Raw genomic sequence first — 20938 nt, forward strand, 5'->3', positions numbered from 1 at the left:
GGCGCGCCGCGCGTGTTCGGCGAGGGGTCTTTTAGCAGAAATGCGGGCGGTTTCCAGAGCGCGCGCGCCGCAAAGGCGCGAAAGGTGGTCTCGCCGCGCGCGCCTCAGCTCATCCAGCGCAGGGTCTTGGCCTTGACGGGGTTCTCAAACGGCCGCTTGGCCTCGCCGGACGCCGCCCATTCGCGCTTGAGCTGCATCCACCAGCGGCCTTGCGTGTCCGCGTCGTTGATCAGCATCAGCTTGGGGTTGTAGACGAGCCCCTCGCGCTGCTGGATCACCACGCGGCGGTCCTGGCCGAGGAACACGTTCATCAGGTGGCGGATCAGCGGCTTGAAGGGCGCGACCCAGGGCATGGTGGCCCAGAAGATCTGGCGGACTTCCGTTTCGTCCTCGGAAACCGGCGTGATGGTCGTCAGGCCGACGACGGAATGCTTGTCGCCCTTGATGTGCTCGATGCGCAGGCCGGGCAGCCGGTAGATGATCTCGGTCGTCACGTTGTCGCCCAGGAGCCAGCGGTAGGCGATGTTCTGCGGCGGCAGCTTGTGGCGCACCATCGCCCAGCCAAGCTCGGAGGGGGCGAACTCCTTGACCTTGGCGCGCAGCCTGGTGGCGTTCTTCTTGAACCACCACGAGGTGTGCACGAAGGCGGCGTGGGTGGGATCCATCAGCCCGAGCGCCGCGTGATCCACCGAGCAGACGAAGGGCTGCATGATGGCGATCTTCGGTGCGTCATCGACGCCGAAGTCCGGCAGCATCGGCGGTTCCGGCTGGCGGCCGTCTTCCGGCTTCTCACCATTTTCGGGGAAATAGATCCAGATCAGCCCCTGCTGCTCGCGGCACGCATAGGCGCCGCAGTTGATGCGGGAAAGGTCGATGGTCTGGTATTCATGCGTCGAGGGGATCTCGGTGCAGGTGCCGGCGGTGTCGAAGCGCCAGCCGTGGTAGCAGCACTGCACGGTGTCGCCATCGAACGTGCCGTATGACAGCGGGATGCCGCGGTGCGGGCAGATGTCGGTGAGCGCGAAGACGCGGCCCCTGGCGTCGCGGCCGATCATCACCGGTTCGCCCATCAGTTTTTTCGCGATGGTCCGGCCGGGTTTGACCTCGGACCCGACGGTCGCGACGTACCACAGCCCGCGCAGAAGCTCGGCTTTGAGATTGTCCATCTGGGCGTCCCTGTGTGCGCAATGCGTGTAGCGGGTTTAGCCGGTTGGGCGGGCCGGCTCAAGCCGCGCGTTCGGATCCGCCGCACCCTTGCGGCGTGACGAATCGTCTTTGACCGCTTCACGAAAATATCTGTGGCAATCGACCGGCGCTTGCGCCTTGATGGCGATCAATCGCTCGCCCGGTGCAGCGCGTCCGCAGATCGGAGTCCCGCATGATCCTCATTGGCCAGTTCGATTCTCCATTCACCCGGCGCGTGGCCATTGCGATGCGGCTTTACGGGCTCGACTTCGAGCATCGCCCCTGGTCGGCTTTTGGCGACGCGGAAAAGCTGGCAGTCTACAACCCGGTGGTGCGGGTGCCGACGCTGGTGCTCGACGACGGCGAGGCGCTGATCGAGAGCACCGCGATCCTCGACTATCTGGACGAGATCGCGGGCGGCGGCCGGCCGCTGATCGCTCCAAAGGGCATCGCGCGGCGTCAGGCGCTGAAGACGATGGCGCTTGCCTGCGGGCTGGCCGACAAGGCCATTTCTCTTGTGTATGAGCGGGTGCTGCGCAGCGAGGCGTCGACGGTGTGGGTCGCCCGCTGCCACCGCCAGATTGCCGATGTGTTGCAGGCTCTCGAGGTCGATCGCGCCGGGCGCACCGGGGACTACTGGTTCGGTGCGGATATCGGCCATGCCGATATCGCCGTCGCCTGCGCCTTGCGGTTCCTGCGCGACACCAGCCCGGAGCTGTTCGACGCCACCCGAACCCCACATCTCGCCTCCCACGCGGACCGCTGTGAGGCCCTGCCGGTGTTTCGCGAAATCTCGCAGGCCTTTGTCGCGCCCGAGTGATCGAGATCGGTCAGTCTTGCCGCGCGATCTCGCCCAGGATTTCGTACGAGCGCAGCCGGGCGGCGTGATCGAAGATGGCAGAGGCGACGATCAGTTCGTCCGGCTGGAGCCGCGCGTTGAACTCCTCCAGCCCGCTTGCCACCGTGTCGCGCGAGCCGATGAAGGAGCACCGCATCATCGAGGAGACGCGCGCCTTCTCCGCGGCCGACCAATAGGTGTCGATGTCGTCGATGGGCGGCGGCAGCAGGCCGCGCGTTCCGCGGAACATGTCGGTGAACCGCTGCTGCAGCGAGGTGGCCAGGCGGACGCCTTCCGCGTCGGTGTCCGCAGCGACGACGTTCACCGCGACCATCGCGTGCGGTTTCGAAAGCTGCTCGGAGGGCTGGAATTCCGAGCGGTAGACCGACAGCGCCTGCTCCAGCGCGTCGGGCGCGAAATGCGACGCAAAGGCGTAAGGCAGTCCGAGGACGGCGGCGAGCTTGGCGCCGAACAGCGACGAGCCGAGGATCCACAGCGGCACGTTGGTGCCCACGCCTGGCACCGCGCGGATGGTCTGGCCGGGACCCGCCGGCGCGAGAAGGGCCTGAAGCTCGTAGACGTCCTGCGGAAAGCTTTCCGCGCTTTCATAGGAGCGGCGCAGGGCGCGCAAGGTGGCCTGATCGGTGCCCGGCGCCCGGCCCAGGCCCAGATCGATACGGCCCGGATAGAGCGTCTCCAGCGTGCCGAACTGCTCGGCGATGATCATCGGCGCGTGATTGGGCAGCATGATGCCGCCGGCGCCGACGCGGATTGTCCTGGTGCCGGCCGCGATGTGGCCGATGACCACGGAGGTGGCGGCGCTGGCGATGCCGGTCATGTTGTGATGCTCGGCCAGCCAGAAGCGCTTGTAGCCCCACGCCTCGACGTGGCGGGCCAGATCGAGCGAATTGGCAAGCGCCTCGGCGGCTGTGCCGCCTTCGCGGATGAAGGCGAGATCGAGAACGGAGAGGTGCATGGAGGGGCTCTGTCGGTGTGCGGGCTCCTCAAGATAGGGAGGCGGGAGCCAAACAAAAAGGGCGCGCCCGGCAGGCACGCCCCTTTTTCATTCGTCCAGATGCGTGTGGCTTACGCCAGCGCGCCCTGCGCCTTCTCGACCAGAGCCTTGAAGGCGTCCGGCTGGTGAATGGCGAGATCGGAGAGGACCTTGCGGTCGACTTCGACGCCGGCCTTGTTCAGGCCATTGATGAAGCTGCCGTAGGTCAGGCCGTGCTCGCGGGTCGCAGCGTTGATGCGCTGGATCCAAAGGGCGCGGAAGTTGCGCTTGCGGACCTTGCGGTCGCGGTAGGCGTACTGGCCGGCCTTCTCCACCGCCTGTTTGGCGATGCGAATCGTATTCTTGCGGCGACCGTAGTAGCCCTTGGCTGCCTTGATCGTCTTCTTGTGGCGGGCGTGCGACGTGACGCCCCGGGTAACACGCGACATGGATGATCTCCTCGGATTGGACCGCTACGATTACGCGTAGGGGAGGAATTTTTTGACGATACGGGCATCCTGGTCACAAAGGACCGTGGTGCCGCGCGCGTTGCGGATGAATTTCTTCGTCCGCTTGATCATGCCGTGGCGCTTACCTGCCTGGGCGACTTTGATCTTGCCGCTCGAAGTCACCTTGAAGCGCTTCTTAGCGCCGGACTTAGTCTTCAACTTGGGCATTTCGCGTCCTTTCTTGTCGCACTTCTTTATCGAAGCGCTTGTCTTGCCGGATGCATGAGGAGCCGCCTCGGCATGCCCGTTGTATCGCGCCGGGCGGCTCGGAACCGCCGGGTTATAGGGGCGATGGGCGGCAAACGCAAGGCGTGAAATGCCCTGTTTTCCGCAGGAAACGTCCGCAAAACAAAATGCCCGGCAAAAATGCCGGGCATCGGAAATTCGTATGGTTGCCGCGGTGCGGGCTTAACGCTGGATCGGCGCCAGCAGCATCACCATCTGGCGGCCTTCGAGCTTGGGCTCGGATTCGCACTTGGCGACCTCGGCAACCTCGGTCTTGACCTTCTGCAACAGCTTGTAGCCAAGATCCTGGTGGGCCATCTCGCGGCCACGGAAGCGCAATGTCACCTTGACCTTGTCGCCGTCCTCAAAGAAGCGGCCCATGTTGCGCATCTTCACGTCGTAATCGTGCGTGTCGATGTTGGGGCGCATCTTGATTTCTTTGATTTCGTAGGTCTTCTGACGCTTGCGCGTCTCGGCAGCCTTTTTCTGGGCCTGGTACTTGAACCGCCCGTAATCAAGGATCTTGCAGACCGGCGGTTTTGCGTTCGGCTGAATTTCAACGAGGTCGAGACCCGCCTCGGTGGCGATTCCCATGGCTTCCTCGATAGCGACGATCCCGCGGTTTTCACCTTCGTGATCGATCAGCTGGACTTCAGGAACGCGAATTTCCTGGTTGGTGCGCGGCCCGTCCTTGGAGGCGGCGGAGCACGAAACGGACGGCGAATGGTCGGTATCTCCTCTGAAATTGATGATTGCGCCCGAATGCCAAGCCCGGCTGTCGCGCCGGAACAGGCAGATTTCAGCACGCATGCTTCAAAACAAAAACTCCGCCGCGCCCATATTGTTCCCGATCACAGCGGCCAAGACGGGGTCGGGACCAAGGGCAGGGAAAGGCACGACGGCGTATCTGCTCGCCCTATCTAGGCGGCTTTTGAAGCCCGCGCAAGAATCCGTTGAAAACGCCGGCGAGTCAACCGAAGAACGGCGCTCAGGTGCTCTGGTTACACCGCAGGTATGAGGTCTTCGTAAACGGCGAGCGTCGCCGCGCACATGGCATGCAGGGAAAAATGCTCCGCGGCATGCGCCCGGGCGCGATCCGTCAGCGCCTTTCGCGCGCTCTCATCAAGCGACAGCGCTTCGTCAAGCGCCGCGGCAAGAGCCCCGGGATCGCCGGGCGGCACGCGCCATCCGGTGCGTTGCTCCGCCGTCACCTGCGGCGGCGCCAGCACGGTTTCCGGCACGGCTCCCAGATCGCTGACCACCACCGGCGCGCCGGCGAGCTGGGCCTCCACCGCCGCGCGGCCGAAGGCTTCCGGCTCCACCGAGGACACCGCCACCACGCAGGCGAGGGCCATCGCCGCCGGCACGTCCGCGCAATGGCCCGTCAGCCGCACGCGCTCGCCCAGTCCATGGCTCTCGATGCGCGCCCGCAGGGCGTCGAGATAGCCGCCGCGGCCCTGCGCGTCGCCGGCGAGAATGAGAACGCAGTCGCCGTGCGCGGCCGGATCAAGCCGCGCGAAGGCGTCGATGGTCACCGGCTGGCCTTTCCACGGGGTGATGCGGGCCATCTGCAGGATCACCCGCTCATGGCCACCAAGTCCCCAGGCGGCGCGCAGGGCGTCGAGGCGGTCATCGGAGATGGCGGCGCGCGCGAAACCCGTGACATCGCTGCCGCGGTGAATCACCGTGACGCGGTCGCCGGCGCACGCATGGCGCTCGGCGATCAGCCGCTTGGTGAAATGCGAATTGGCGATCACCGTATCGGCGCGCGCCATCACCGAATTGTAGAGACCCTTCAGAGCGCTCTTCTGGTTGTAGGCGCCGTGATACGTGGTGACGAACGGAACCCCGGTGACCCGCGCCGCGATCAGCGCCGACCAGGCCGGAGCGCGCGAGCGGGCATGGACCAGCGAGACGTTGCGCGACCGGATGAGGTTTACGAGCGCGCGGGCGTTCGCAAGAATGGTCAAGGGGTTCTTGGAGGCCAGCGGCAGGGTGACATGCTCGCCGCCGGCCTGTTCCAGTTCCGCGACCAGTCGCCCGCCCTGGCTCGCCACCAGCGCCCGCCAGCCGTGCGAGACACAGGCGCGCGCCACATCAACCGCCGTGCGCTCCACGCCGCCGGTATCCAGTTCGGGCGCGATCTGCAGGATCGTCACGGGTGTAAGCGGGGGCACGGGGTTTCCTTCACCGGATTGGCGTGGCATCACAAAAGGGAGATCACCGAAGCGGCCGGTGACGCGATTTCCTTCGGAGACCTTTTAAATGAGCGAGCGCGATCCGCAATTCATAACCGTCGGCGCGGGAAATGCCGCGCGCGAGATCGCCGTGCGGCATGACGCGGCCGCGGATCCTGCGAAGACGCCCGGCGTTCTGTGGTTGTCGGGCTTCAAGTCCGACATGGTCGGCTCCAAGGCGGTGGCCATCGCCGAATGGGTGCGCGCTAGCGGCCACGCGATGACGCGGTTCGATTATTCCGGCCACGGCGAATCGGGCGGCGCCTTCGAAGAGGGCACGATTTCGCGCTGGCTCGAGGAAACCATCGCCGTCTTCGAGACGGTCTGTGACGGTCCGACCGTCGCGGTCGGCTCCTCGATGGGAGGATGGCTGGCGCTGCTGCTGGCCCGCGCGCTGAAGAGCCGCGGCAACGGCAACCTCGCCGGACTGATCCTGATCGCGCCGGCGGCCGATTTTACCGAAGAGCTGATGTGGAAGGGCTTCCCCGAAGAGGTTCGCAACGAACTGATGCGGACGGGCCGTTACGAGCGGCCCTCGGAATACGATGAGCCCTATGTGATCACCCGCGGGCTGATCGAGGATGGCCGCAACAATTTGCTGATGGGCGGTTCGATCGAGCCGGGCTGTCCGGTGCACATCCTGCAGGGCATGCAGGATGCCGATGTGCCCTGGACGCATGCGATGGAACTCGTCGCCCGGCTTCCCAGTGACGATGTCTCGGTGACCCTGGTCAAGGACGGCGATCACCGCCTGTCGCGGCCGCAGGATATCGATTTGCGGCTGATCCCGGCGCTCGTCGAATTCGGCATCGGCGTCATGCGGCCGGACGGCGCATAGGCGGGCCGATCGCTGCGAGCACCGGTTCGCCGTCGGGGCGGGTGATGCGGAGATGGCGACCCGCGGGCGCGCATGCCGGATTGCCGCCTTGAGGTGCTCCACGGCCTCATGGCACTGTTTGATTCCGCTCAGAAGGATGGGATAGCGATGATTGCGGATGTCGGACGATGGATGACAGGGCTTGCGTCCCGGTCGGCGCGCACTGCCGGTGCGGTCGTGTTTGCCGGTTGGCTTGCCGGGGCGCTGATGTCGCCCGTGTGGGCGCAGGACGCCCTGCCTCGAGCCAAGCCGGCGGCTCCGGAAACATTCGCCGAACCACTGTCCGAGGTGCCATCCGCAAAACCCGCCGCGCAGCAACTCACGCTGAGCATGAGTGCCCCGGCAAAGCAGTATTTCGGTCATGCCGACGGACCCGCGCCGCTTGCGCCGCGGGCCATCGGCTCCTACGCGAAGGGCTGTCAGGCCGGCGGCGTGGCGCTGCCGGCAAACGGGCCCGGATGGCAGGTGATGCGCCTGTCGCGCAACCGCTTCTGGGGCAGCCCCGGCTGATCGACTATCTTCAGGATCTCGCGGGCGATGCGCGCAAACTCGGCTGGCGGGGGCTGATGGTCGGCGACATGGCGCAGCCGCGCGGCGGCCCGATGCTTTCGGGCCACGCCAGCCACCAGATCGGGCTGGACGCGGACATCTGGCTCAAGCAGGCGCCCGATCACGTGATGAGCGCGGCGGAGCGCGAGAACGTCTCGGCGGTCTCCATGCTGCGCGGGCCGCTCAATGTCACCGGCGCCGACCGCACGGTGGATCCGAAAAAGTTCACCGACAGGCACGCCCGGCTGATCCGCCGCGCCGCGCAGGACAGCCGTGTGGCGCGCATCTTCGTGTCGCCGGGCATCAAGAAGGCGCTGTGCGCGTTCGAGACCGGCGACCGCTCCTGGCTGCGGGTGATCCGTCCGTGGTGGGGGCATCACTATCATTTCCACGTGCGCCTGAAATGCGAGCCGGGCAACGCCAGTTGCAAAAACCAGAATCCGCCGCCGGCCGGCGACGGCTGCGGCAAGCCGCTGGACTACTGGATGTCCGACGAACCCTGGGTTCCCAAGCCCGGCGCCAAGCCGCACAAGCCCAAGCCGCCGATGACGCTTGCGGCCTTGCCTTCGGATTGCGTGGACGTGCTGAAGGCGCGGTAGCCGGTTCGCGACGGGAGCGCCCCGAGCCTCGCGACGATTTGCTCGGCAAGCGCAGCCTCGGGGGCGCGCCGTCGGGTGCTGCACGAGGAATTGCCGAATTTGCGCAGGGCGCAATCGCCGTCATGCCACTTGGTTCATGCGGGCCCGTTCGTTTGCACCATCTTGAAAGACACGATGCAAGCGGCCGCCGTGCACCCGGCGCCGTAAATCCAAACGCCGGAGTTCTTTCCCCTTTCCCAGACATCGCCCCGATGCTATCTGAGCGCTCATGACGACCCAGAAACTCGACCACATCCGCAATTTCTCCATCGTCGCGCACATCGACCACGGCAAGTCGACATTGGCGGACCGGCTCATCCAGATGACCGGCACCGTCTCCGAGCGCGAAATGAAGGAGCAGGTTCTCGACTCGATGGACATCGAGCGCGAGCGCGGAATCACGATCAAGGCGCAGACCGTCCGGCTGATCTACAACGCCAAGGACGGCAAGCAGTACACGCTCAACCTGATCGACACGCCGGGCCACGTCGACTTCGCCTATGAGGTGTCCCGCTCGCTGGCGGCCTGCGAGGGCTCGCTGCTGGTGGTCGACGCGTCCCAGGGCGTGGAGGCGCAGACGCTCGCCAACGTCTATCAGGCGCTCGACAACAACCACGAGATCGTGCCGGTGCTCAACAAGGTGGATCTTCCCGCCGCCGAGCCCGAGCGCATCAAGGAACAGATCGAGGAGGTCATCGGCCTCGACGCGTCCGACGCCGTGATGATCTCCGCCAAGACCGGTCTTGGCGTGGAGAATGTGCTGGAAGCCATCGTCACGCGGTTGCCGCCTCCCGAGGGCGACCCGCAGGGTCCGCTGAAGGCGTTGCTGGTCGACAGCTGGTACGACGCCTATCTCGGCGTGATGGTGCTGGTGCGGATCATCGACGGGACGCTGAAAAAGGGTCAGCGCGTGCAGATGATGGGCACGGGCGCGGTCTACGACATCGACCGGGTCGGTGTCATGACTCCGAAATTCCTGTTGAAGGAGCAGTTGGAGCCGGGCGAGATCGGCGTCATCACCGGATCCATCAAGGAAGTGGCCGATACCCGTGTCGGCGACACGATCACCGACGACCGCAAGCCGTGCGCGCAAGCCCTGCCGGGCTTCAAGCCGGCGCAGCCGGTGGTGTTCTGCGGGCTGTTTCCCGTCGATGCGGCGGATTTCGAGGATTTGCGCGCCGCCGTCGGCCGGCTGCGGCTGAACGACGCCAGCTTCTCCTACGAGATGGAATCCTCCGCCGCCCTGGGCTTCGGTTTCCGCTGCGGCTTTCTCGGCCTGCTGCACCTGGAGATCATCCAGGAACGGCTGGAACGCGAGTTCAACCTCGATCTCATCGCCACAGCGCCCTCGGTCGTCTACCAGATGAGCATGACCGACGGCACCGAGATCGAGCTGCACAATCCCGCCGACATGCCCGATGTGGTGAAGATCGCCGAGGTCCGCGAGCCGTGGATCCGCGCCTCGATCATGACGCCGGACGACTATCTCGGCAGCATTCTCAAGCTGTGCCAGGACCGTCGCGGCCGCCAGGTGGACCTGTCCTACGTCGGCTCGCGCGCCATGGTCACCTATGATCTGCCGCTCAACGAGGTGGTGTTCGATTTCTACGATCGGCTGAAATCCATCTCCAAGGGCTATGCCTCCTTTGACTATCAGATCACCGGCTATGTCGCCGGCGATCTGGTCAAGATGTCGGTTCTGGTCAACGACGAGCCGGTCGACGCGCTGTCGATGCTCGTTCACCGTTCCCAGGCGGAGCGGCGCGGCCGGGCGATGGTCGAGAAGCTGAAAGAGCTGATCCCGCGGCACATGTTCAAGATCCCGATCCAGGCGGCGATCGGCGGCAAGGTGATCGCGCGCGAGACGCTCTCGGCGATGCGCAAGGACGTGACGGCCAAGTGCTACGGCGGCGACGCCACGCGCAAGCGCAAGCTTCTGGACAAGCAGAAGGCCGGCAAGAAGAAGATGAGGCAGTTCGGCCGGGTCGAGATCCCGCAGGAAGCCTTCATCCAGGCGCTGAAGATGGACGACTAGGCGGCATTCCGGCGCCTCGTCTTTCTTCGCGCGCATCTTTCCGATCACAACGAGTTTACAACGCCGGGCCAGCCTATGCTTGCCCGGCGCTTTCGTGTCTCTAGTCTTGACGCTTGGGCAACGGTATTCCCGGTACGGGACCGCAGTGGCAGACACAGGAGGGGATCGTGAACAGCAGGTTTTCCAAGGCGGCGCTTCTGGCCGCCGTCATCGCGGGACTTTCGGCCGCGCCGGCATTCGCCGCGCAGGCCCCCGCTTCGCCAGAGGTAGCGCCGATGAGCGCGCCGCAGCAGAGCACGCGCACCATGACGCTTTCGCCGCTCCTCATGGCGCAGGCCTCCGGCGCGCAATGCAAGCGCCAGTGCACCCAGGCGCGGGCCGCCTGCACCGCGCGTCAGGAAGCGCGCTACCAGCCGACGGCGATCTGCCAGAGCGAATACCAAAAGTGCGTCGCCGCCTGCAATTGAGGGTGAGACGGGCATTGCCTCGCAACATCGGAGTGAATCCGGTGCGGTGACGACGCCGATGCGGTCAGGCGGGCAGGACCCGAGGGCGGCCAGATTCCGGGCGCCGAGCGCCCGCGCGCCACGCCTTTGACGTTGACGCGCGCCCTCACGCATATGTGCGTGCGCCTCGCCCAACGCCTCTTGCAGTGCGGCAAGCGCCCGTTAATCTTGACCGGCATGGAGCGTCCGGAGGGAGAACCGCGCATGCCGCGTCCATCAGCCCGCCTTGTTGTTCTTGCCGCCGCATGGTGCGTCTTGGCGGTTCAGACCGGATCGGCCGCGCCGCTGCGCGTGCAGGCGCAGGATCCGCTGGCGCGGGCGCCGGTCAGCCAATGCCTGGCGATGGCCTCGGCGCCCCAGCCTCCCTACCGGGCGCCCGTCGTCATGGCCGCGACCGGTGCCCTGTCGCCGCATGACGTGCGCATCACCTATGTCGGCCACTCCACCTTCCGCATCGAGAGCGGCGGCGGGGTGACGATCGCCACAGACTACAACGGCTATGCCGGCATCGAGGGCGTGCCGCGCGTCGTCACCATGAACCATGCCCATTCCTCGCACTACACGGCCTTTCCCGATCCGGAGATCGAATACGTGCTGCGCGGCTGGAACCCGGACGGTGGCGCGGCGAAGCACCGGCTGGTGGTGGATGACGTGCTGATCCGCAACGTGCCGACCGACATTCGCAACGACTTCGGCATCATGGAGGTGGACGGCAACTCGATCTTCATTTTCGAGATCGCCGGGCTGTGCCTCGGCCATCTCGGCCATCTGCACCACCGGCTGACGGATGCGCACTACGCGATGATCGGCCGCCTCGACGTGCTGTTCGTGCCGGTGGACGGCACCTACACCATGGGGCACGCGGGCATGATCGACATCGCCAAGCGCGTGCGCGCCAGCCTGCTGATCCCGATGCATGCCTTTGGGCCTGGCCGGCTGAGCCAGTTCGTCTCCGCCATGGGCGAGGTGTTCGACGTGGAACTCAGCCAGACGCCGACGATCACGATTTCCCAGAACACGCTGCCGCAACTGCCCAAGGTCCTGGTGCTGCCGGGGTATTGAGCAGGGGTCATCCGCCGCCGTGTTTGCCCGCATCCCAGGCAACTGGCGTCAGGACACGCTCAGCAAGCGTGCGGGCGTGTTGCTCAAGATCGGTCGCCATGGTGTCGTTCCAGCGGTTGAGATAGCCAAACAGCGCGATCGTGCCGACGATCTCAACGATCTGGCCGTCGTCGAAATGCGCCTTCAGCGCATCGAAATCCGCCTCGCCGGTGTCGTTGGGAATGATTGACGCCTTGTAGGCCAGCCGCAGCGCCGCGCGTTCCGCCTCGCTGAACAGATCGCTGGTCTCGAACTCCCACACAGCCCGAATCTTGGCATCGGATGCGGTGTATATGCTGGAGAGGTTCGCCATGTGCGCCTGGCAGTAGCGGCAGCCCGCAGCCTGGCTGGCGATCAGGCTGACCAGCATCTTCAGCTCTTCCGGCACCGTTCCCTCGTAGAGAACCGCCTTGTTGAGCGCCATGAAGGCGGCGGCGATCGCCGGACGGCGCTGCATGGTCAGAATGGAATTGGGAATAAAGCCGCGCGTGTTCTCATAATGATCGAAGCGTTCCTTGAATTCCGGAACCGCGTCGCGCGCCAGCGGATCGATATGCGCCATGTATATCCTCCCGTTGCCTCTTCGGGCACAGGGAGAACGCTATCGCGCTTGCGCTCCAGCGGCCAGTCTTGTTCGGGCAAAGGTCCCGGGTCCGGCTACCGGGGGCCCAGCCCGGCGCCAGAAGCCGCAATTGGGCGAAGGAGTCTTCGCGCACGATATCCAGGTGGTGCTGGCGATCGCGCCGTTCGCGGTCGGCGCGGCGCACCTGGCGTTGCTGGTCGCGGGCCGTGTCGCGCAACCGCCGCAGCTCGTCGCCGATCGCCCTGCGCTTGTCGCGATCCTGTTCGCTGACCATGGCGGCGCGCAAGTCGCGCATGCGGTCCTCGGTTGCGCTCTCGGCGCTTTCCGCCCGGCGCAGAGCATTCTCGGCCTGTGTCAAGGCGGACTGCGCGGCATGCAGTTCCGAGCCCAGCACGTATCCCGCTTCAAAGCCGCCCGCCAGCTCGGCCGGGCAGACATTGCCGTTCGCGCGGCCGTTGCTGCCGACGGAGAAGCCGGAGACGGGCGTGCAATAGCGCGTCAGGCCCTCGTCCCGGCCCGCCATATAGGCGCCGGTGTCGATGCTGATCCCGACCTTGCCGCAGGCCTCGCGGTGATCGTCGAGCCGGGACAGGGGCCGCCCTTCCGCGCCGTCGCTCAGGCCGATCGTGCGCCAGTTGCCGGTTTCGCATTGCTCCGGCGTCAGGGACGCGCAGGACGACAACAGTGGCAGTGCGAGCGCAATCAAGGCCAGCCGGGCAAAGCTGTTCATGCAATCAATCCGCGAAATACAAAGGTGCAAATCTTCTAGCCGACAGGAGAACGCTGCGGCAAGGGGTAATGGCTTACCTCCAGCCGCTCTCCAGCAGCGCGGTGAGCGCCTCGCGGTATGTCGGGTGCCGGAAGCTGTATCCGAGTTCCTGCTTCACGCGCGCATTGGAGACCCGCTTGTTCTCGCCGTAGAAGGACCGCGCCATGGGCGAAAGATCGGCGGTGGCGAAATCGGTCTCGGGCGGGCAGGGCACGCCCATAAGCCTGGCGGCGAATTCCACCACGTCCTGCGGCGGCGCGGGCTCGTCATCGGTGACGTTGTAGAGGCGTGTGGCGGGCGCCGCGATGGCTGCTTCCAGCGCGCCGGCGATGTCGTCCACATGGATGCGGTTGAACACCTGGCCCGGTTTCACCAGCCGGCGGGCCGTGCCCTTGTCCAGATTGACGAAGGCGTTGCGGCCGGGGCCGTAGATGCCCGACAGCCGGAAGATGCCGACCGGGATTCCCGTTTCCCCGGAAAACGCGAGCCAGGCGTTTTCCGCCGCAACGCGCCGGACCGAACGCTCCGAGACCGGTTTGACCGGCGTCTCCTCATCGACCCAGGCCCCGTCGTGATCGCCATAGACTCCGACGGTCGAGAGATAGCCGATCCATTTGGACACGAGGGCCGAGAGGTCGACGCGGTACTGCGCCAGCACCGGATCGCCATGCTCGCCCGGCGCGATGGAGACCAGCACATGGGTGGCGGAGGCGAGCGCCTCGGCGAGGGCGTCGCTGCGCTCGGTGCCGTCGAAGAGAAACGGCTCGATCCCGTCGGCACGCAGGGCGTCCGCCTTCTCGGGCGAGCGCGTGGTGCCGCCGATCCACGACCATTGCTCGCGGGTGCGCTCAACGAAGGCGCGCGACGAATATCCCATTCCGAACACGAACAGACGCATCGTTATCCCTCCAGAACCAGCTTGTCGCGGCGGATCTCGTAGAGCATGACGCCGGTGGCCACCGCCAGGTTGAGGCTGTCCGCCTGGCCCGCCTGGGGAATGCGCACCAGTTGCGTGCAGGCCGCGGTCATTTCCTCGGGCAGGCCGGATTGCTCCGTTCCCATCAGCAGCAGGGTCGGGTCCGTGTAGGCCGCCTTGCGGTAGTCGATCGAGCCTTCCAGATGGGTGCCGATCACGGCGCCCGGCCAGCTCTTGCGCCATTTGAGGAAGGTCTCACGCGTCATGCGGGCGATCGGCATGTGGAAGATCGAGCCCATGGTCGCGCGCACGGCTTCCACCGCGAAGGGGTCCGTGGTGTCGCCGATCAGGATGATGCCGTCGGCGCCCACGGCATCGGCCGTGCGAATGATCGTGCCGAGATTGCCGGGATCACGGATGGTGTCCAGCCCGATCCACAGAGGACCGCGCGCTGGATCGATGCGCTCGGTGTCGAACCACTGCTGCTCGAAGACGCCGACCACCATCTGCGGGTTGTCGCGCCGGGTGATGGCGGTGAGCACGGCGCGGTTCACGTCGAGCACCGTGGCGCCGCGCGCCCGCGCCTTGGCGGCGGCCTGGGCCACCATCGGCTGCTCGCGCACCTCGGCGCCGAACACCAGGGTGCGGATCGGCCAGTCGGCCTGCATCGCGTCGGTGATCAGCTTGAGGCCTTCGGCCACAAACAGTCCCGCCTCCTTGCGCCGCTTGCGCTGGGTGGCGAGCGCCCGGATCTCCTTGATCATCGGGTTGGAGACGCTGGTGATGCTCTTGACCTGACCCGGTTTGGCGGGGCCGGCCTGCGAGGCGGCATCGGTATGGGGCGGACGCGGGCTCATGCAGCGCTCCAGCGGCTGAACAGGGATGTGGACAGGGCGCGCGCGGGCCAGTGCTCGCCGGTGGCCGGATCGTCGGGCCGCTCGCGGATGACCAGCTCGCCGGATTCCAGCGTGCCGGGCAGGTCGTGGAACACGTCGGCCATCAGCTCGTGCCCTGACAGGAACGACGCGCGGATGGCGTAGATCGACATCAGCGCGAAGACCGGCGTGTCGGAGAGGACGGCGCGGGCGAGATCCAGCATCTCGGGCAAGTCGTCGAACAGGTTCCAGACCTCGCCGCTGGGTCCCCGGCCGAACTTCGGCGGATCGAGGATCACGCCGTCATAGGAATTTCCGCGGCGCACCTCCCGCGCGATGAACTTCATCGCGTCCTCGCAGATCCAGCGGATCGGCTTGTCTCCGAGACCGGATAGTTCCTGGTTCTCCCGCGCCCAGCCGATGGCCTTCTTCGAGGCGTCCACGTGGGTGACTTCCGCGCCGATGGAGGCGGGCAGCAGCGAGGCGAGGCCGGTGTAGCCGAACAGGTTGAGCACTTTTACCGGAGGGCGGTGGCGCGCGGCGTGCGCGGCCGCAATCTTCTCGCTCACCCAGTCCCAGTGGCTGGCCTGCTCGGGGAAGACGCCGACGTGGCGGAAGGACATGAAGCGGCCGTTGAAGGTTGCCGGGCCATAGGCCATGGGCCAGGTCTCGGGCAGTTCGCGGCCGAACCGCCAGCGGCCGGGGCCTTCTTCCTCCACATCGCCGGTAAAGGCCGCGTCCGCATTCTCCCAGCGGCTTTCGGACAGCCGCCGGGCGCCCATGGCCTGCGGCTCGGGCCGGCGGATGGTGTAGGAGCCGTAGCGTTCGAGCTTCTCGCCATCGCCCATGTCGAGCAGCGCGTAGTCCTCCCAGCCCGCGGTTTCCAGCATCACCGGCCAGCGTTCCTGAAGCAGGTGCGGCCCCTGCGGTCGCGGACGCGCGGGACGGACGGCGGTAGCCGGAGCCTTGTCGCGCGGCGCGGGCCATTCCTGGCGGGCGGGGGACGCGACCTTGCGCGGTGAGGGCTTGGAGCGCGGTTTTTCGTCGCGCGTCCGGCCGTCCGCCTTCGCGGTTCTCGGCGTGCGGGTCTTCGCGCCGCCTTCCTTTGGCTTGCGCGTGCTGGTGTTCTTGCGGGACGGCTTTTTGGCCAAGGTCGCTCTCTCAAGGTTTGTCTCGCGGTGGATTAGGCCGTGCGGCCCGTGCGGTCAATGATCGTGCGGGCATTGGCCCGTGCGATCGCTCCTGCGTCGGCCTTGTCAGAGCCGCCGCGAGACTAGCCATTTGGTACAGTTGCGGTCACGGTGGATGCGCGCAAAAGTGGCTGACGGGCGAGCGCGAACGGACCTTTGGCACTTTTGCCTTTTCGCCGGCGAGCGGCGCGGCTAGTCTGCGGGGAGACGAAAAATCAATCCATAAGGAGAGCGTCCCACATGGACATGAAGGGCGAGTACCGCATTCCCGCGCCGCGCCAAAAGGTCTGGGAAGCCCTGAACGATCCTGACATCCTCAAGGCCTGCATCCCCGGCTGCGAGTCTCTGGAGAAAACATCCGACACCCATATGAGCGCCACGGTGACCGCCAAGGTCGGGCCGGTCAAGGCGAAGTTCAAGGGCGACGTGACGCTTGAGAACCTCAATCCGCCGGAAGGCTATTCCATCGTCGGCGAGGGCAAGGGCGGTGTTGCCGGTTTCGCAAAGGGCGGCGCCGACGTGCATCTCGCCGAGGACGGCGACGGCACCATTCTGACGTATGAGGCGAAGGCTCAGGTCGGCGGAAAGCTGGCGCAACTGGGCTCGCGGCTGATCGATTCCACGGCCCGCAAGATGGCCGAGGAATTCTTCGGCAAGTTCTCCGAGGTCGTGGGCGGAGCCGAAGCCGAGGCCAGACAGGAAGAGAGCGCAGGCGAGTCGGCGATGGATTCCCTGTCCGGCGCGACTCATGCCGCTGAAGACGCGTTCCGCGATGTCGAGGAAAAGCTCGAGGTGGAAGCCGGCAAGGGGACCCTTGGCGGCCCCATGATGTGGGGCTTCATCGCTCTTGCCGCCCTGATCGCGGTGATACTCATTGCAAATATGTAGAAATTCACCGGCGCCCCGCAGGACGCCGGCCTTGGAAAAGATGGGAGGAAGCTGATGGCAACAGTATCAATGACCGTGAACGGCAAGCCGGTCTCGGCGACTGTCGAGGACCGTACCCTGCTGGTGAACTTCCTGCGCGAGACGCAAGGCCTCACGGGCACCCACGTCGGCTGCGACACGTCGCAGTGCGGCGCCTGCGTCGTGCATGTGGACGGCAAGGCGGTGAAATCCTGCACCATGCTGGCCGCGCAGGCGGACGGCGGCGAGGTGCTGACCATCGAGGGTCTGGCCTCTGGCGACGAGCTGCACCCGGTGCAGGCGGCGTTCCGCGAGCATCACGGCCTGCAGTGCGGGTTCTGCACGCCGGGCATGATCATGGCCGCCGTGGACATGATCAACCGGCATGGCGGCAAGCTCGACGAGGCGACGATCCGCCACGAACTCGAGGGCAACATCTGCCGCTGCACCGGCTACCACAACATCGTCAAGGCGATCAAAGCCGCCGCCGACGAGATGGCGAGCGGGCTTTCGGAGGCTGCCGAATAGAGCGGATTTCATAAAACATATGCATTGACCAGAGTGTCCGAAGAGACCTGAAAAGGGCCGCGGGCGAGGGAACGGTCGGAGGAGACGAGAAATGGGAGCTGAAGGTATTGGTGCCCGTGTCATCCGCAAGGAAGACAAGCGGTTCATCACGGGACACGGCAAATACACCGACGACATGACGTTGCCGCGCATGGCGCAGGCGGCCTTCGTCCGCAGCCCGCACGCGCATGCGAAGGTCCGCTCGATCGACAGCGAGGCCGCGCTCGCCATGCCGGGCGTCGAAGCGGTGCTGACCGGCGCCGATCTTGCCGGTGATGCGATCGGCAACCTGATCTGCGGCTGGATGATCCACTCCAAGGACGGCACGCCGATGAAGATGGGCGCCTGGTCGGCGCTCGCCGCCGATGTGGTGCGCTTCGTGGGCCAGTCGGTGGCCGTGGTGATCGCCGATACCCAGGCGCAGGCGCGCGACGCGGCGGAAGCCGTCGTGGTCGACTGGGAGGTTCTGCCGGCCGTGGTGACCACGGCGCACGCGCTGGCCCCCGGCGCACCGCAACTGCACCCCGAAGCCGAAGGCAATCTCATCTACGATTGGGAAATCGGCGACGAGACGGCGACCGACGCGGCCTTCCAGGGCGCCGCCCATGTCACGAAACTCGATCTCACCAACAACCGGCTGATTCCCAACCCGATGGAGCCGCGCGCGGCGGTGGCCGACTATGATGTCGCCGAAGAGCATTTCACGCTTTGGACCACGTCGCAGAATCCGCACGCGGCGCGGCTGATCCTCTCCGCCTTCTACAACATCGCGCCCGAGCACAAGCTGCGTGTGATCGCGCCCGACGTGGGCGGCGGCTTCGGCTCCAAAATCTATGTCTACCCTGAGGAAATGGTCTGCCTGTGGGCGTCCAAACGGACGCGGCGTCCGGTGAAATGGGTGTCGGACCGCACCGAAGCCTTCCTCACCGACGCGCACGGCCGCGACCACACCAGCAGCGCGGAAATGGCGTTTGACGCCAACAACAAGATCCTCGGGCTGCGGGTCAAGACGACGGCGAATTTCGGCGCCTACATGTCGCTGTTCTCCTCCGCCGTGCCCACCTATCTCTATGCGACGCTGCTGTCGGGTCAGTACGACATCCCGGCGATCCACGCCAACGTGAAGGCGGTCTACACCAACACCACGCCGGTGGATGCCTATCGCGGCGCGGGACGGCCCGAGGCCACGTTCCTGCTGGAGCGGATGATGGAGATCTCCGCCCGCGAGCAGGGGCTGGATCCGATTGAGCTGCGGCGCAAGAACTTCATCCGCGAGTTCCCGCATCAGACGCCCGTCATCATGTGCTACGACGCGGGCGACTACGAGGCCTCGGTGAGCGCGGCCACCGCCGCCATCGACTACGCGGGCTTTCCGGCGCGCAAGGCGGAAGCCGCCCGCCGCGGCAAGCTGCGCGGCATCGGCGTCTCCTGCTACATCGAGGCTTGCGGCATCGCGCCCAGCCAGGCGGTGGGCTCGCTCGGCGCCGGTGTGGGGCTGTGGGAATCCGCCGAGGTGCGGGTCAACCCGATCGGCACCATCGAGGTTCTGACCGGCTCGCACAGCCACGGCCAGGGCCATGAGACGACGTTCGCGCAGGTGGTCTCGGACCGTCTCGGCGTCGGCGTCGACACCGTGCAGATCGTCCACGGCGACACCGACAAGGTGCAGTTCGGCATGGGCACCTACGGCTCGCGCTCCGGCGCGGTCGGCATGTCGGCCATCGTCAAGGCGCTCGACAAGGTCGAGGCCAAGGCGAAGAAGATCGCCGCTCACCTGATGGAGGCGGCGGAGGCCGACATCGTCATCGAGGGCGGCGAGTTCAAGGTGGCGGGCACCGACAAGAAGCTGTCGATGACCGAGGTCTCGCTGGCCGCCTACACGGCGCACAATCTGCCCGAGGGCATGGAGCCGGGGCTGAAGGAAGGGGCGTTCTACGATCCCACCAACTTCACCTTCCCGGCCGGCTGCTACATCTGTGAGGTCGAGGTCGATCCGGACACCGGCAAGACACAGATCGTCAACTTCGTGGCGGCCGACGACTTCGGCAAGGTCATCAATCCGATGATCGTCGAGGGGCAGGTGCACGGCGGCCTGGCGCAGGGCATCGGTCAGGCCTTGCTGGAAGGCTGTGTCTATGACGGCGAGAGCGGTCAGCTGACCACCGCGTCCTACATGGACTACTGCATGCCGCGCGCCGACGATCTGCCGTCGTTCAACGTGATGACCACCGAAACCCTGTGCCCGGGCAACCCGCTCGGCATCAAGGGCTGCGGCGAGGCCGGCGCCATCGGCTCGCCTCCGGCGCTCATCAACGCGTTGACCGATGCGCTGGGGTCCGAGGATCTGCCCATGCCGGCGACGGCGGAGAAGGTCTGGCGTCTGGCGCAAACGGGTCTGCAGCAGGCGGCGGAATAACGGTTGCGGGCCGTCACCCGTGCGGGTGGACGGCCGGAAACACTGAAGGCGCGGGCGCGCCTGCCGGAGGTCCCGGTTTCAGGCATGCCCGCGCACTCGAAGCGATCCAATGCGGTTTGCTCCGAGACGGCCGATATGCGGTGGCACAGCGTGTTCCGCAGCGCGCCGCGGAGCGAAATGGGAAGGAATGACGGATGTACGAGACACACTACCACCGGGCAGGCTCGCTGGCGGACGCGGCAGGCCTGCTCGCGCAGAGCGATGATCCGAAGATCCTCGCAGGCGGCCAGACCCTGATCCCCACCATGAAGCAGCGTCTGGCGGCGCCGTCGGACCTGGTCGATATCTCTCGCATCGAAGAGTTGCGCGGCATCGAGAAGGTGGGCAACGCCTATGTTATCGGCGCTGGCGTGCGGCACGCGGAAGTCGCCACCAATCCCAGCATCAAGGGTGACATTCCGGGCCTCGCGGCGCTTGCCGGGATGATCGGCGATCCGCATGTGCGCCACTCGGGCACCATCGGCGGATCGGTCGCCAACAACGACCCGGCCGCGGACTATCCCGCCGCTCTGCTGGGGCTCGATGCGACCGTCATCACCACGAAGCGCGAGATCGCGGCCGGGGATTTCTTCACCGGCATGTTCGAAACCGCGCTCGACGACGACGAGATCATCACCCACGTGCGCATTCCGGTGCCGCAGACCTCCGCCTATTGCAAGTTCCCCAACCCGGCCTCGCGCTATGCCATGGCCGGCGTCTTCGTCGCCAAGACGGCGGACGGTTCACCGCGTGTCGCGGTAACCGGCGCTGGCGCGGATGGCGTGTTCCGCGCGACCGCGATGGAGCAGGCGCTGGCGTCCAATTGGTCGCCGGATGCGGTGGCTGGTATCACGGTGGATGCCTCGGGCCTTCTCGGCGACATCCACGGATCGGCCGAATACCGCTCCAATCTGGTGACCGTGATGGCCAAGCGCGCGGTTGCCGCCGCCTGACACCGGTACGGCGCGAGACATGAAAAAGGG

At 66.1% G+C, this 20938-nt stretch carries 20 protein-coding genes and 1 pseudogene; 10 read left to right on the forward strand and 11 right to left on the reverse strand.

Features of this window, described 5'->3' with window-relative positions; genetic code table 11:
- Positions 1-104: 104 nt before the first annotated feature.
- The gene (locus tag D1F64_RS02830; protein WP_117411179.1) at positions 105-1166 is read right to left on the reverse strand and encodes an aromatic ring-hydroxylating dioxygenase subunit alpha; all 1062 of its coding nucleotides are present in this window, start codon (positions 1164-1166) and stop codon (positions 105-107) included.
- A gap of 212 nt (positions 1167-1378) precedes the next feature.
- Between D1F64_RS02830 and D1F64_RS02835 the strand changes: the two genes are divergently transcribed.
- Positions 1379-2005, forward strand: a complete 627-nt coding sequence (locus tag D1F64_RS02835; RefSeq protein ID WP_117411180.1) for a glutathione S-transferase family protein — start codon at positions 1379-1381, stop codon at positions 2003-2005.
- 10 nt (positions 2006-2015) lie between these two features.
- Here the strand turns inward: D1F64_RS02835 and D1F64_RS02840 are convergent, their stop codons facing one another.
- The 5 genes from D1F64_RS02840 to D1F64_RS02860 all read right to left on the reverse strand — a co-directional run bounded on the left by D1F64_RS02840 (position 2016) and on the right by D1F64_RS02860 (position 5928).
- Positions 2016-2999 (reverse strand): LLM class flavin-dependent oxidoreductase, encoded by a 984-nt coding sequence (locus D1F64_RS02840; protein ID WP_117411181.1) that lies wholly within the window; start codon positions 2997-2999, stop codon positions 2016-2018.
- A 110-nt stretch (positions 3000-3109) separates the two neighbouring features.
- Positions 3110-3466 carry a 50S ribosomal protein L20 gene (gene rplT / locus D1F64_RS02845; RefSeq protein WP_117411182.1) on the reverse strand — a complete coding sequence of 119 codons (357 nt, stop codon included), beginning with the start codon at positions 3464-3466 and terminating at the stop codon, positions 3110-3112.
- Positions 3467-3496: 30 nt separating this feature from the next.
- The gene (gene rpmI, locus D1F64_RS02850) at positions 3497-3694 is read right to left on the reverse strand and encodes a 50S ribosomal protein L35 (RefSeq protein WP_117411183.1); all 198 of its coding nucleotides are present in this window, start codon (positions 3692-3694) and stop codon (positions 3497-3499) included.
- 240 nt (positions 3695-3934) lie between these two features.
- Entirely contained in the window at positions 3935-4561 is a 627-nt protein-coding gene (gene infC, locus D1F64_RS02855) for a translation initiation factor IF-3 (RefSeq protein WP_117411184.1), read from the reverse strand.
- Positions 4562-4752: 191 nt separating this feature from the next.
- Positions 4753-5928 (reverse strand): glycosyltransferase family 4 protein, encoded by a 1176-nt coding sequence (locus D1F64_RS02860; RefSeq protein WP_248304592.1) that lies wholly within the window; start codon positions 5926-5928, stop codon positions 4753-4755.
- Positions 5929-6016: 88 nt separating this feature from the next.
- Between D1F64_RS02860 and D1F64_RS02865 the strand changes: the two genes are divergently transcribed.
- The 5 genes and pseudogenes from D1F64_RS02865 (at position 6017) to D1F64_RS02885 (ending at position 11655) form a co-directional block, all read left to right on the forward strand.
- Positions 6017-6826 carry an alpha/beta hydrolase gene (locus D1F64_RS02865; protein ID WP_117411185.1) on the forward strand — a complete coding sequence of 270 codons (810 nt, stop codon included), beginning with the start codon at positions 6017-6019 and terminating at the stop codon, positions 6824-6826.
- Positions 6827-7195: 369 nt separating this feature from the next.
- Positions 7196-8013 (forward strand): annotated as a pseudogene (mepA, locus tag D1F64_RS02870) (penicillin-insensitive murein endopeptidase).
- 268 nt (positions 8014-8281) lie between these two features.
- Positions 8282-10087 (forward strand): translation elongation factor 4, encoded by a 1806-nt coding sequence (lepA, locus tag D1F64_RS02875; protein ID WP_117411186.1) that lies wholly within the window; start codon positions 8282-8284, stop codon positions 10085-10087.
- Between the two features lie 167 nt (positions 10088-10254).
- Positions 10255-10554: a hypothetical protein gene (locus tag D1F64_RS02880; RefSeq protein ID WP_117411187.1), complete on the forward strand. Its 300-nt coding sequence runs from the start codon at positions 10255-10257 to the stop codon at positions 10552-10554.
- 243 nt (positions 10555-10797) lie between these two features.
- On the forward strand, positions 10798-11655 hold the full coding sequence (locus tag D1F64_RS02885) for an MBL fold metallo-hydrolase (RefSeq protein WP_117411188.1): 858 nt from the start codon (positions 10798-10800) through the stop codon (positions 11653-11655).
- A 7-nt stretch (positions 11656-11662) separates the two neighbouring features.
- Here the strand turns inward: D1F64_RS02885 and D1F64_RS02890 are convergent, their stop codons facing one another.
- The 5 genes from D1F64_RS02890 to D1F64_RS02910 form a co-directional block, all read right to left on the reverse strand.
- The gene (locus D1F64_RS02890; RefSeq protein WP_117411189.1) at positions 11663-12256 is read right to left on the reverse strand and encodes a carboxymuconolactone decarboxylase family protein; all 594 of its coding nucleotides are present in this window, start codon (positions 12254-12256) and stop codon (positions 11663-11665) included.
- Entirely contained in the window at positions 12189-13007 is an 819-nt protein-coding gene (locus D1F64_RS02895; protein ID WP_117411190.1) for a DUF2799 domain-containing protein, read from the reverse strand. The genes D1F64_RS02890 and D1F64_RS02895 overlap by 68 nt, the downstream gene beginning before the upstream one ends.
- Before the next feature lie 73 nt (positions 13008-13080).
- On the reverse strand, positions 13081-13944 hold the full coding sequence (locus D1F64_RS02900; protein ID WP_117411191.1) for an SDR family oxidoreductase: 864 nt from the start codon (positions 13942-13944) through the stop codon (positions 13081-13083).
- Positions 13945-13946: 2 nt separating this feature from the next.
- On the reverse strand, positions 13947-14819 hold the full coding sequence (locus tag D1F64_RS02905; protein ID WP_117411192.1) for an RNA methyltransferase: 873 nt from the start codon (positions 14817-14819) through the stop codon (positions 13947-13949).
- A complete protein-coding gene (locus tag D1F64_RS02910; protein ID WP_205470630.1) occupies positions 14816-15988 on the reverse strand; it encodes a class I SAM-dependent methyltransferase in 1173 nt (390 codons plus the stop codon). Before D1F64_RS02910 ends, D1F64_RS02905 begins: the two co-directional genes overlap by 4 nt.
- Positions 15989-16267: 279 nt before the next feature.
- On the opposite strand from D1F64_RS02910, the gene D1F64_RS02915 reads away from it, so the two are divergent.
- The 4 genes from D1F64_RS02915 (at position 16268) to D1F64_RS02930 (ending at position 20908) form a co-directional block, all read left to right on the forward strand.
- A complete protein-coding gene (locus tag D1F64_RS02915; protein ID WP_117411193.1) occupies positions 16268-16915 on the forward strand; it encodes a carbon monoxide dehydrogenase subunit G in 648 nt (215 codons plus the stop codon).
- Positions 16916-16969: 54 nt separating this feature from the next.
- Positions 16970-17461, forward strand: coding sequence for a (2Fe-2S)-binding protein (locus D1F64_RS02920; protein ID WP_117411194.1), 492 nt, complete (start codon positions 16970-16972; stop codon positions 17459-17461).
- Between the two features lie 91 nt (positions 17462-17552).
- Positions 17553-19916 (forward strand): xanthine dehydrogenase family protein molybdopterin-binding subunit, encoded by a 2364-nt coding sequence (locus D1F64_RS02925; RefSeq protein WP_117411195.1) that lies wholly within the window; start codon positions 17553-17555, stop codon positions 19914-19916.
- 194 nt (positions 19917-20110) lie between these two features.
- On the forward strand, positions 20111-20908 hold the full coding sequence (locus D1F64_RS02930; protein ID WP_117411196.1) for a xanthine dehydrogenase family protein subunit M: 798 nt from the start codon (positions 20111-20113) through the stop codon (positions 20906-20908).
- The last annotated feature ends 30 nt before the right edge of the window (positions 20909-20938 follow it).

The organism is Breoghania sp. L-A4 (genome assembly GCF_003432385.1).
GTDB lineage: Bacteria > Pseudomonadota > Alphaproteobacteria > Rhizobiales > Stappiaceae > Breoghania.